This window comes from Gimesia aquarii (genome assembly GCF_007748195.1).
Lineage (GTDB): Bacteria > Planctomycetota > Planctomycetia > Planctomycetales > Planctomycetaceae > Gimesia > Gimesia aquarii.
Genome location: NZ_CP037920.1, coordinates 1,499,915 through 1,512,872, shown reverse-complemented (window position 1 = coordinate 1,512,872; position 12,958 = coordinate 1,499,915). Strand labels below are relative to the sequence as shown.

Annotated in this window: 6 protein-coding genes; 1 reads left to right on the top strand and 5 read right to left on the bottom strand. The window is 46.6% G+C overall.

Features of this window, described 5'->3' with window-relative positions:
• Positions 1 to 42: 42 nt before the first annotated feature.
• The 4 genes from V144x_RS06230 to V144x_RS06215 all read right to left on the bottom strand — a co-directional run bounded on the left by V144x_RS06230 (position 43) and on the right by V144x_RS06215 (position 9,378).
• The gene (locus V144x_RS06230; RefSeq protein WP_144982969.1) at positions 43 to 705 is read right to left on the bottom strand and encodes a SpoVG family protein; all 663 of its coding nucleotides are present in this window, start codon (positions 703 to 705) and stop codon (positions 43 to 45) included.
• A gap of 38 nt (positions 706 to 743) precedes the next feature.
• Complete coding sequence (ispE, locus tag V144x_RS06225; RefSeq protein ID WP_144982967.1) at positions 744 to 1,661, bottom strand: 4-(cytidine 5'-diphospho)-2-C-methyl-D-erythritol kinase; 918 nt, start codon at positions 1,659 to 1,661, stop codon at positions 744 to 746.
• A gap of 257 nt (positions 1,662 to 1,918) precedes the next feature.
• Positions 1,919 to 8,884, bottom strand: coding sequence for an excinuclease ABC subunit UvrA (gene uvrA, locus V144x_RS06220; protein ID WP_144982964.1), 6,966 nt, complete (start codon positions 8,882 to 8,884; stop codon positions 1,919 to 1,921).
• A gap of 86 nt (positions 8,885 to 8,970) precedes the next feature.
• Positions 8,971 to 9,378: a hypothetical protein gene (locus tag V144x_RS06215; protein WP_144982961.1), complete on the bottom strand. Its 408-nt coding sequence runs from the start codon at positions 9,376 to 9,378 to the stop codon at positions 8,971 to 8,973.
• A gap of 174 nt (positions 9,379 to 9,552) precedes the next feature.
• Here V144x_RS06215 and V144x_RS06210 point away from each other — a divergent pair, with 174 nt between their 5' ends.
• Positions 9,553 to 10,572 carry a DUF368 domain-containing protein gene (locus V144x_RS06210; protein WP_144982959.1) on the top strand — a complete coding sequence of 340 codons (1,020 nt, stop codon included), beginning with the start codon at positions 9,553 to 9,555 and terminating at the stop codon, positions 10,570 to 10,572.
• 12 nt (positions 10,573 to 10,584) lie between these two features.
• On the opposite strand, the gene V144x_RS06205 is transcribed toward V144x_RS06210, so the two are convergent.
• Complete coding sequence (locus V144x_RS06205) at positions 10,585 to 12,936, bottom strand: FG-GAP repeat domain-containing protein (protein WP_144982956.1); 2,352 nt, start codon at positions 12,934 to 12,936, stop codon at positions 10,585 to 10,587.
• Positions 12,937 to 12,958 lie beyond the last annotated feature (22 nt).

The following is a 12,958-nucleotide window of genomic DNA, read 5'->3' as shown; positions in this document are numbered from 1 at the left end:
AGATGAGTTTCAGATTCATAGCAGAATCAATCTCAAATGATTTTAGACAATCCCCGAGCCGAACGTATCACCTTTGGAACGAGGTTCATTCTCATTCGATGAAACTTTGTCTGGTTCGGGCACGTCTGATGAATTGTGGTGTGGCTGATTCGTTTCCTCAGCACGCTCGGCAGAATCAATTCGGAGAATCTGATTATTTTTACGGATATGAGTCGATTCTGAACCTGATGTCTCAAGTGGAATGGTCTCTTCAAACTCTGCTTCTTGAGGACTGAGTCTGGCATAGTCCTCTTCGCCAAAATCATCGTAGCGGCAGACATACCCATCCTGTTGGGCAGAGACTTTTTCGTCCTGGTAGGCTTTGAGCACTTCTTCCTGAATGAGTTCTCGACACTCGGAATTAATGGGATGTGCGATATCGGCATAAAGACGCGCCCGTCCGGCATCATCTTTATCTGCTCGATTTTCATCGAGCCGCACACCACACTGATTGCAAAACGATGCCCGCAGATGGTTCTTATTGTGGCACTTTGGACAACGGTCCATTAATTTGCGACTGGGCATCGCGACAAAGGCGCCTTTGGAACCTTGAATAATCTTCAAATCCCGGATGACAAAGGAAACATCGAAAGTAATCGAGCAAAAGGCAAGTAACCTTTCGTGTGGATCATTCATCAACTTGATGCGAACTTCACTGATCTCCATGGCCTCACTCCATTTGTGCCAAAATTAGAATTGCTCATCTATAGTCGGTTTTGGACAACAAATATGTGCCCTTTCACTGTGGATCGTAATCGGGCGGCAATTTGACATGCCTGGGCTCTGTTATGGCAGATCCCGAAATAGGCAGTCCCACTACCACTCATCATATGCCCCAAAACAGATTGTTTTGCAAAAAAATCCTTCAAAATTAAAATTTCAGAATTTAGTTTTTCGGCTGGAATCTGAAGATCATTTAAAATCAGGCTGGATAATGAATGAAATTGACCAGAAGCTAAGTGGCTGACAAGTTGATCAACTTGATTTTCCGAGTGCGTTCTTACTCGACAGTGCCGATAAACGTCTGCCGTTGATAACCCCGAACTGGGACGCACAATAACAAAGTAGAGACAATGGGGAATTGAAACAGACTCAATAATTTCGCCCCTCCCCCGACAGATAGCACTGCTGCTTTCTGTGAGAAAGAAAGGAATATCACTTCCCAGTTCAGACGCCAGATCACGTAAGTCATTTAGCGTCAGTCCCAATTGCCAAAGTTTATTGGCAGCAAATAATGTTGCCGCTGCATCGCTTGATCCGCCCCCCAAACCCGCTTCAGAGGGAATTCGCTTCAGCAACTGAATTCGAATCCCTTTGTGTGTTCCTGTCTTCTCTTGAAGCAACCTGAGAGCACGCACAACCAGATTATCTTCTCCAGACGGGATACACTGCTGGAGCTTAGCTTTTGGGGAAAGAAGAGGGTTTGCATCAACAACATGCAACTCAACTTCTGATGAAGGTTCCTCCGTGAAAACTAAAGTGTCGTATATTCCTACCGAAAGCATCAACGAAGTAATATCGTGAAAACCATCGGGCCTTTTATGATCGATACTTAAGAATAAATTTAATTTCGCAGGAGTCTGAACTGTAAGGGAGCGCGAGTTGGAGTAAGAAAAGAGCATCCGTCACATTTCCAAAGTTCCTACTAAAGTGATTTCGTAGTCATTTACTGAACAGGTCCCCATTTCTTGACTGATGGGTGATAAGAGCAGCTTTGACCTGATTAAGATTCGATTCCTATACGACATGAGAGCACAAATTCTACTCTCACAGTGAGCATGGTATCTGGTTGTACTAAAAACGTCAATATCTTTTCCAACTTGAGGGTATTAACCCCTCATTCTATGGGGATATGTTGATGGATTCCCCAAGGTCATGCTCACTTCACCATTTCTTTGAGAAGTTGTTTGAAAGCTTTTGATTGAATCTGTTTTTTACTGGCGAAACGAATTCGCGCCTGTTCTTTGCCTTTGGAATCAGATTTGATTTCACGTTCCATTCCGAGTTCCGCAATTTTACCCAGCGTGATTTCTCCATTTGCCGATTGCAGAGTGACATCCACACCTTCACGTCGTTTGGTATGAATGATCAGAAACGGTTTCTTCTTACCAGAACTCACAAAATTGACCAAAGATTTATTGTCCCATTGAATAGTCGAATCGGGATATGTTTTTTCGACCAATTCAAAGAGTGATTCTAATAGTTCTGCATCCCAGGCGATGCGTTTATTGTTAGGAAACCCTTTTCGAGAAAGATGCCATTTCTTTTTCAATACTTTCCAGGGCATGATTTCATCGGGTTTGATTTGATCTCGGTGAATTAATCCCAGATAAGACTCACAGGCCGACTCCAGAAATGCCCAAAATTCGGACGTGTCAATTTCTTCGTACCAGTGAATTGTCAGACTCACCTCCTGCCAGGGTCCTTTCAGGTTTTTGACGCGTACACGATTCGAACGTCCGTAAATGGGCAATTCATCCAGGTCATCGAGCGACTTCAACGCCAACTGTCCGCGTAATTCATCCTGCTTGAATGTATTTCGTTTTACCCGGAAGCTGAGCCTAAGTAACCACTGGTCCCCGGTATTTGCATGCAAAAACCAACCCTGCTTTTTGACCGGACCACCTACTTCGACAATGCTGCGATGATTCCAGTTAATCTCACCAAATCCTTCTTTGGTTTCGATGAACGCAATGATGGCTTCCAGAGCTTTCCCTTCCCACTTGCAAGAAGCCCCCGATAGTGCCATGTGATCCTGTGTGTGCCAGGCTTGACCATCTTTCTGCCAGGGCATCTGGGCATCACGGCCAATCTGTTTCAGGTCAATATCTCCCGCCTGCTTTTCACTCAAACTTTGCGCATCAAAGACTTCGCGCTCCTGCCGTTTGCCAGATGAGAGAATCGGTTTCAGTATTTCTCCTGTATATGATCTTAAGAGAGGCACTCGTTTTGATTTTCGCGATTTAGTTGAAGTCGGCTGCTTCTGAAATTGTTCTGCATGTTCGACCAGTTTTTCCGGAGTTCCGGAAGCAATAATCTGACCTCCGGCACTACCGGCCTCCGGTCCGATGTCGACTAACCAGTCCGCGGTTTTGATGACATCCAGATTATGCTCGATGACAATCACCGTATTTCCTAATTCAACCAAACTGTTGAGTACCTTCAAAAGCTTGGCAATGTCATCGAAGTGCAGGCCTGTCGTCGGTTCATCCAGCAGATACAACGTTTTCCCGGTATTGGGACGGGCCAACTCTGCTGCCAGTTTAACGCGCTGTGATTCACCTCCCGATAAAGTGGGTGCAGACTGCCCTAAGGTCAAATAATCCAAACCAATGGCACAGAGCGTCTCCATGGTACGACGAATGGCTGGAATGTTTTTGAACAAATCAGCCACTTCGCCAATCGACATCTCCAGTACATCGGCAATTGACTTACCCTTATACTGAACGGCCAATGTTTCCTGATTGTATCGCTTGCCGTTACAAGTTTCACAGGTGACCCACACATCGGGGAGGAAATGCATTTCGATACAGCGTTGGCCATTCCCATCACAGTCTTCACAGCGACCGCCGGATCGGTTAAAGCTGAATCGACCTGGTTGATACCCGCGGACTTTTGAATCAGGCAGTCGTGAAAAGAGTTCTCTGATTTGATCAAACACGCCGGTATAAGTGGCGGGATTCGAGGCAGGCGTATTTCCCAACGGCTTCTGATCAACAATAATGGCTTTATTGATCTGATCGAGTCCCAGTAGTTCATCGTGAGGGCCGGGTGCTTCTTTAGAACGATGTAGTTTTTTGGTAACGGCGCGAGCCAAAGTCTCTTCGATCAGAGAACTTTTTCCTGAACCGGAAACACCGGTGATACAAACAAACGCTCCCAGAGGAATCGAAAGATCGACCGACTGCAAATTATTTTGCCGGGCGCCCTTTAGTTCCAGCCAGTGTCCTGTTGGGGAAACGGGATTTTCTCGCTTCCCCTGTTTTTGATAAATCACTCGACGTTCTTCAGGAACTGTGATTGTTAAGTGATCCGACAGATATTGACCCGTGAGTGATTTCTTTCTGCGTTGTAATTGTTTGGGAGAACCTTCACCAACAATGGTTCCGCCAAATCGCCCTGCACCGGGTCCGAAGTCGTAAAGACGGTCTGACGCTTCCAGCACTTCACGATCGTGCTCGACCATCACAATTGTATTGCCGATGTCTCGGAGTTTTTTGAGCGTGTTGATCAAGCGAGTGTTATCACGCGGATGCAAACCGATGGTCGGTTCATCCAAGACATACAGGACCCCGGTCAGAGATCGTCCAACTTGTCCTGCTAGACGGATTCTTTGACTTTCCCCACCGGAGAGCGTAGGCAAAGGACGGCCGAGCGTTAAATAGTCAAGACCGACATCCACCAGAAACTGCAGTCGGCTGGTTGCTTCTTTAATCAAGTCACCCGCGATCTGCTTTTCTCGTTTGTCAAGCTTTACTTTTTTCATAAAGATTAAAGCGTCTTTCAAAGGAAGCTCGCAGAACTGATTGATCGTTTTCCCATGAAATCGCACCGCGGCGGCATCTGTACGTAATTTACTTCCATTACAAACCGAACAGGGCACTTCGCCTGTCATCTCATGTAAACGACTGCGATAGGCAAACGACAGGCGCGAGGCTTCTTCAATGGCCGGATAGAGCCCCTTGTATTGGAATTGAATTTTCCCGGAGCGATCCAGTGAAACCCAACGCTCCTCATCACCATAGAGTACCAACCGTTGTTGTTTCACACTGAGTTGATTGAAAGGCACATCCAATGGAATGCGAAATTGTTTGGCAATCGCTGCCAGCATTTTTTTGAATTGCGGATTCGATCGCGGATCGGGCCAGGCTGCCACGGCAGCATCTTGCAAACTGCGATTCGGATCAGGAATCAACTCAGATAAGTTCGTACCCAGTTCGGTCCCCAAGCCTTCACAGTATTCACACCATCCCAAAGGGCTGTTGAAAGAATAATTATGAGGCGTAAGCTCTTCAAAACTTTGCCCACACTGTTCGCAGAAGTAATAGAGGCTGAATGTTTCAAAGTCCCATTCATCTTCCGGAATCTCATCATCACAATAGCAGGCATACATCAGCCCCTCCCCGAGTGCCAATGCCGACTCGACGGAATCGGCGATTCGCGAACGGCTCTTGGCAGCTACCGTAATTCGGTCGATGACAACTTCTACTTCATGGCGACGACGACGGTCGATATCGGGAACCTCTTCCAGGCGATAGGTGATGCCATCGATGCGAACTCGCAGAAAACCCTGTGTCTGTAACTTTTCCCAGAGAGTGTCATAGGACTGGCCCACATTGATTTCTACGGGAGCCAGAATGAGTAGTTTTGTGCCTGTTTCCATGGCCAGAATTCTCTGGATGACTTCATCTGTCGTCTGCGTTTCAACGGGAACATCACAGTCCGGGCAATACATGGCTCCCAGGCGGGCATATAACACACGCAGGTAATCGTAAATTTCCGTCACTGTCCCGACTGTCGAACGTGGTGAGTGGCCTGTTGTCTTTTGCTCGATGGCAATCGCCGGGGAGAGTCCATGAATGTGTTCAAATTTTGGCTTGGGCATTTGCCCTAAAAACTGCCGCGCGTACGCAGACAACGATTCAACATAGCGCCGTTGTCCTTCCGCATACAGTGTATCCATCGCCAGTGAACTTTTACCACTGCCACTCGGACCGCAGAACACATTCATCTGGTTACGGGGAATTTGCACATCTAATTTCTGTAAATTATGCTGTCCCGCCCCTCGAATGGTAATGCGAGAGCTGTCACTTTTAGCCTTTCCATTTTGTTTGGTTGTTGCTGACTGCCAACGCAGATGAGGATTATTGAGTTGCAAAGGCTTTGTTTTTTTCTTCTGCTTGGCTGCTTTCGCGGGTACCAGATCTGTCTGTTCTTTCAGAGCTAAACCAGTGTAGGAATACGGACAAGCAGCAACTTCCTCGGGTGTACCTTCCACCAGAATGGTGCCTCCCCCTTCCCCTCCCTCTGGTCCCAAGTCAATGACCCAGTCCGCCGTTTTAATGACATCTAGATGGTGTTCCACAACCAGCACCGTGTTGCCGGCATCAACCAGGTGATGTAGCACATCAAGCAGTAACTTGACATCAGCGAAATGCAGCCCCGTCGTTGGCTCATCTAACAGATAGAATGTACTCCCCGTTGAACGCTTGCCTAACTCGCGAGCCAGCTTAACCCGTTGTGCTTCGCCACCAGAAAGCGTAGGGGAAGGTTGTCCCAGCTTAAGATAGTCCAGTCCGACCGCATGCAGTGATTCAAGCAGTTTCAAAATTTTGGGAACATTCTGAAAATGTTCAATCGCCTGCTGGATATCCATATCCAGGACCTCCGCAATATTGGCTCCCTTGTAACGAATTTCCAAAGTTTCGTGATGAAAGCGTCGCCCTTCACAGACCGGACAGGGTACCCAGACATCCGCGAGAAAGTCCATCTCCAGTTTATTGGCCCCGTGCCCTTCACAGGCCTCACAGCGTCCGCCACTCACATTGAAACTGAATCTTCCGGATTTATAGCCTCGCATCCGAGAATCAGGCAGTTTGGCATAGAGATCACGAATCAGATCAAAGACTTTCACATACGTCGCTGGATTAGAACGTGGAGTTCGACCAATGGGAGACTGATCGATATCAATGGCTTTGTCGATGAATTCTAACCCGGTGACTTTTTGATGCTCGCCCGGACTTCCCTTTCCCTTGTTGATCTTTTGATTCAACACAGGCCAGAGAATATCATTGACGAGAGAACTCTTTCCGGAACCACTGACACCGGTGACACAGATAAACCCCTTCGTCGGAATCGCGACATTAATATTTTTCAGGTTATGGTGTTTGGCTCCCTTGATGGTAATGGATTCTTTTTTGATCAGTCGACGTCGTGTTTCCGGAATTTCAATTTTTTCTTTCCCGGAAAGAAATTGAGCCGTTACACTTTCTTTCGCTTTCAGAACATTCTGAAATGAACCTTCCGCAACAATATGGCCTCCGCGTATGCCCGGACCGGGTCCAAAGTCAACAATATGATCGGCGGCACGCATGGTCTCTTCGTCATGTTCAACTACGATCACGGTATTACCTTGATCGCGCAGGTCACACAGGCTTTCCAGTAGCATCGTATTATCGCGGGGATGCAGGCCAATCGAGGGCTCATCTAAAATATAAACCACGCCCACCAGACCGCAGCCAATCTGCCCTGCCAACCGGATACGTTGGCTTTCGCCTCCGGAAAGTGTGGGTGCCGTCCGGTCAATCGTCAGGTAATTCAGACCACAGCGTAACAGAAAACCAAGCCGCCCCCGAATTTCTTTTAACACTTCATCTGCGATCAGAGAACCAGTTTCATCCAGGTCCAGTGATTCAAAAAACGCGGCCGCTTCTTCGATACTGAAAGCACAAACTTCTGGTAGCGTTTTTTCTATTGCCTTTCGGCTCCCATTAGAGGAAAAACTATTGGAAGCGATGCGAACATGGCGAGCCTGTGAATTCAAACGCGTTCCATCGCAACTGGAACAATGCACAAATTCCATGTATTTTTCGAGGTACTTCCGCAGCATCGGGTTACTGGTTTTGCGATAATTCTCCAGCAGTTCTTCGACATATCCATTCCAGGTGCCACCATGTTTCCAGACTCCTCCTGAATGCCGCCAGCTATAGGTAATATTTCGATCACCGGTTCCATAGAGAAACTGGTGTTGCGCAGCCTCGGGTAATTCGTTCCAGGGGGTTTTCAGGAAGCTGTCTTCCTTCAGGTTTAAATCTTTTTCGATCGAGCGGGCAACACCGGCGTAAATATGTCGTCGCCACTTTCCAACTTTGCTCATCGGCCCCATCAGTTCAAAGGCACCTTTTTGCATCGAAAGATGTTCTTTCGTGATGAGTGCCTCCAACGGGAAATCGTATCGCATTCCCAGCCCATTACATTCAGTACACATCCCCAGGGGACTATTAAAACTGAAAAGCTGAGGAGTTGGTGGCTCATAACTGATACCGCAATCGGCACAGGCATATCGGGAACTATAAATTTTATCCTGAAGCGCATCCGCGTTTGTTTTGTCTGGATGCTGGGATGAAACTTCTTCTGCAACAATCAAAGTTCCATTCGAAAGTTTCAAAGCTAACTCAACGGATTCTGCCAACCGGGAGCGACTGGTCTTTCCCGCAACAAGACGATCAACGACCACCTCAATTGTATGTCGCATTTGCCGGTCAAGCTGAAGTTGGTCGGAGAGTTGCACAATTTGACCATCAACGCGTGCCCTGAGGAAACCTTGTTTCAACAGGTCCTCAAAGAGATCTTTATATTCTCCTTTCTGCTGTTGAATTAAGGGCGCTAAAACCGAAAAGCGGGTTTTAGCGGGAAGCAAGGAAATGGAGTCAATTATCCGCTCGCTACTTTGTGAAGTGATCGGCTTGCCACATTTTTCGCAAACTCCCTGCCCCACCCGGGCAAACAGCACACGCAAGTAATCGTAGATTTCTGTAATCGTTCCTACCGTGCTGCGTGGATTTCGTCCGCTCATTTTTTGTTGGATCGAAATCGAAGGAGCGAGACCGGATATCGAGTCTACTTCCGGTTTGGGCATTTGTCCCAGAAATTGACGCGCATAACTGGAAAGCGACTCCACGTAGCGTCTTTGACCTTCCGCATACAATGTATCAAAAGCAAGTGAACTTTTACCGGAACCACTGACTCCCGTCATAACAATTAACTGGTTTCGGGGAAGTTGGACACTGACGTTTTGCAGATTGTGCTCGCGAGCACCGGTGATGATGATATCTGTTTGTGACATGGACCGCGTTATACCAATCGGCTGATGCCGAGATAAGAATGTCTAACTAATTCATGATAATGTCGAACGCATTGAGTTAATGTGTTTTAGAGAAGCCCGCCTCCAAAACTGTCCTCATCTTCATCGTCTGCCTGTTCAAGATTCTGAGGAACCTCAGACTCAGACTTTTCAGAAAGACTCACTGAAGTTTCAGGCACTTCCTGCTCTGGAGTTACTTCTTTCTGCGTTGCTTCAGGTTCATCAAGCGAACGTGCAGCCGCGGCAGCGCGTTCTGAAGAAGACTGATCGTCTGTGGGCATTTCGAAATAATCAAAGTGAAAAGGATCGCGGTAAAGACTTCGTTTTTCTTCGACCAGTTGCATGAAGACCTCTTCGCCTTCCACTTGCATGGTTTTAGAAACAACATTACCACTCAAACGGATCGTTTCACCGGTTTTAGGACACTTCCAGAGCCTTCTGACGTCGAGGTCCAGCTTTAATCCGGGGCCTTTCATAATGCTTTTCTCTTTACTCCTGGAGGACCTGAAATCAACGCTTTTCAGAAACGCTTCACTACATTACACTCTTGCTCTCTATGAAACATACCTGATCCCGTATCTGTTGTTCAATTGCTGGCGTAGAAATAATTGAATCGAAAGTCCTTTTGTTCATTAAATCAAGGTTGATTGATGTCAGATTCCCAAGAATCCGTTGCCCAGCCAAAGTCAAAATTTCCATCCAAACAAGATCTTCTACAGGTAGGACGGGGCCTTTTAATGGGTGGGGCAGACATTATTCCCGGTGTCTCAGGGGGAACTGTGGCTTTGATTCTGGGAATCTATCAACGATTAATTATTGCGATCAGCCATGTTGACATTCGGCTTTTCAAACTCCTGGCGAGCCGAAAATGGGGAGAGGCTGCTGTCCATCTGGACTTGCGTTTTGTGATCCCCTTGGGCATTGGAATTCTGACAGGTGTTATCAGCCTGGCGAGTCTGATGCATTACCTACTGGACCACCATCTTCAATTGACCATGTCTCTCTTTTTTGGCTTGATCCTCGCATCCAGTTTTTTAGTTGCGCAAATGGTGGAACATTGGAATGTGTCAAACATTGTTGGCTTTCTCGTCTCACTGATGGGGATCTACTGGCTCGTCGGGGAACATTCTGTCCGTCCTCCCGAAGGGAATCTGTATGTGTTTCTCTGTGGAATGGTCGCCATCTGTGCAATGATTTTACCCGGAATCAGCGGAGCGCTCATACTGGTTTTGTTAGGAAAATATCATGACATCACCGGCTTGCTCAAAAGTATTCCAAAACAGCTATTACAGGGGAACATCGATTGGAGTGGATTGTTGACAGTGTTCGTCTTTGTGATCGGTTGTGCTTTGGGACTGATCCTGTTCAGTAAACTACTGCGTTGGCTACTACACAATTATCATTCTTTGATTATGGCTGTGCTCTGTGGGTTGATGGTCGGCTCCCTACGCCGGATCTGGCCATTCAAGATCGATGTGACACCTTATTCAGACGGTCAAACACCCGAAATGGTCCCTTTCAAACATCGTATCTATGAAAATATCTGGCCAACTGAATTTGGAGGCACATTCTGGACCTCAATTGCTTTGATTATCGGAGCTGCTTTTCTGGTATGGGGGCTCGACAAGCTTTCGCAGAAATATGCACTACATGATACTTCAGAAGTTTGATTGATTCGGGCCTCAATTCTTACCATCATCTTGTGGATAGAGCAAAACACGATCATGGCATAGTAGAATCAGATCCTTGAGACCATCGCCTGTCACATCTGCGATCACCGCTTCCCGGGGATTAATTCCGGCTCGGTTGGACCGAGAAAAGGTTTTATCCTCAAAGACTTTAAAATTTAAAGCATGCCTCAAACCCTGTTTCGCATTGAGATTCAAGATCTCCAGATGATGCGTTCTCGTATCGAGGATTACAATTTCGGATCGTTTATCGCCGTTCAGATCTCCCGCAACGGAATCGGTAAAGTAGGCCTGAGGTAGTTTTGATTCAAACGATGCAACCTCTTTCAAAGTTGGTGGTGTTTGACCTGAGTAAAGGATTCCAAACTGACCACGACCAAAGAGCAGCAAGTCTGATTGTTGATCACCATTCAAGTCGGCAACATGTGCTGAGAGGTAAGGGAACTCGCCAATTTCTACTTCTTTCCAAGGACGATATACATTGGATTCCTTGCGAAGAATACGAAGCTTCTTGACACCCAAATCGACCAAAACAATTTCGTCTCCAGGTTTTCCATCGAGGTTAATATTGACAGCTCCCACCACGCGTGCTTTTGTCTCAGGAGCATTGAACTGATCAACGACCTGCCATTGATTGGCTGAGTTTAAGGTCAGTCTGCGTGCGAAATTATTCTGAGCTGTCAAAAACCAATCTCGCTTTGGACCTCCAACGAAAGTCGACTCCGGTTTAATTTCATCTAAATTAATTCCGCCCGAAGGAGTAATCACTTTGGGTGTCTGTCTTGGAACTAATGTAAATATTTTTGGCGCACGTGAGAGGCCATAAAAGGCCATTAATTCAAAAAGGCCATCTGAATTGGCGTCCAGTTTGAGCAATCTTTTGGGGGCGGAATCGAGGGCAGGGGGGGCACTCGGGAATTTATATTCGCTCCAGACTCCCTGTTGATTGAGAACCAGAGCCTGCAACTTATAGCTGTATTGGCGTTTGTTTCCCACTTTCGCAACATAAATTAATTCCAGCGACTGATTACCATCCAGGTCTACCAGTTCGAAAGCCAGCGGCTCTCCTTTGATGGGAAGAATTTTAGGGAATGATAAGCGTTGCTTGGCATAGGAGCTGACACCAATAATTTTTTCCCGTTCACTGAGTACGAAGACTTCGTCCAATCCGTTACCGTCAACATCTTCCACACGCAACTGCTGAACACCTAGCAATCCCGGGTAAGTCTGTCCCAGATCGAGCCCGCGCCCCTTTGCCTGCCGATAAACCAGCATTTGTGCTGTTTCCGGATCAGAAACCACCACATCAGTCAGACCGTCACCGTTGATATCACCAAGATCAAATCCTCGATTACGTCCCGCGCCTTCTTCACCAAATCCATACATCGTGAGTCGCTTGGAAAGTTGACCATTTCCATTATGTGCATTTTCCAATTGTTGAACTTTGAGACGACTGGTTTGAGAATCAATGGTCAGAATTTCATGCCCTGGTTTCCCATCAACGTTAGCCAACGTTACAGAACGCGGATTTGATAGTTCAAATCTGATTTCTGGTCCCAGATTTCCATCTTGCTTTTGAATTCTGCTGCATAAAATCTGATTTTTTCCATCGCGGGTCACATAGGTAAAATCATTTCGGCCATCGCCGTTCAGATCAGCAATCGTAGCAAGTCCTAACTTAGGCGAGGTACTCAAGATGGATCGCGGAGCATTCAAACCTCCATTTTGATCCTGTATTACGACATAAGTGTGATTTTTTCCCAACACGATTAGATCGGTCTTCTGGTCGTAATTCAGATCACCGGCGGCGATTGTCCACTGAGTTGATTGCAGCTCGGCAAGACGGATTCGTTTGCGTTTGGTCCAGTCTCCTGATTTCGACTGGTAGCGGATGATCAATCGATCCGGGGGCGCAAGGTAAGCCAGGTCGTTAAGACCATCGCCATTGAAATCGCCAACTGTTAAAGCTGAAATCGATACATCTACCGGAACTTTAATGTGCTCCAGTCGTTTATCATTAGGAATGAAGTTGATTTCTTCATTTTTTGATTCCGTTGTATTTTTTTGCTTTCCGTTCCTTTGCTGCAAGATATCAATGCGGCTATTACTATTATCAATCAGTACAAGGTCTGTTTTCCCATCACCGTTCAAATCTTCAGCCAGCATGTTTGATGAGCGAGCAGATAACTTGAAAATCTCGAGAGGTTTGAATCCGTAATATTGGGCAAGGTCATTTACTTGATTTGCTTCAGCAGAGAACACCGGAACTGAGTTCCCACAAACGATCAAACCAGCCAGAGCGATGAAGTAAAAATTCTGACATGCTCTTAAAAAGTTGTTAAGCATCCTGTCTTCCTAACCATAAATT

Coding starts and splice junctions, on each gene's coding strand:
- ispE (WP_144982967.1), bottom strand. CDS start 1,661: ATGCTCTTTTCTTACTCCAACTCGCGCTCCCTTACAGTTCAGACTCCT.
- V144x_RS06215 (WP_144982961.1), bottom strand. CDS start 9,378: ATGAAAGGCCCCGGATTAAAGCTGGACCTCGACGTCAGAAGGCTCTGG.
- V144x_RS06230 (WP_144982969.1), bottom strand. CDS start 705: ATGGAGATCAGTGAAGTTCGCATCAAGTTGATGAATGATCCACACGAA.
- uvrA (WP_144982964.1), bottom strand. CDS start 8,884: ATGTCACAAACAGATATCATCATCACCGGTGCTCGCGAGCACAATCTG.
- V144x_RS06205 (WP_144982956.1), bottom strand. CDS start 12,936: ATGCTTAACAACTTTTTAAGAGCATGTCAGAATTTTTACTTCATCGCT.
- V144x_RS06210 (WP_144982959.1), top strand. CDS start 9,553: ATGTCAGATTCCCAAGAATCCGTTGCCCAGCCAAAGTCAAAATTTCCA.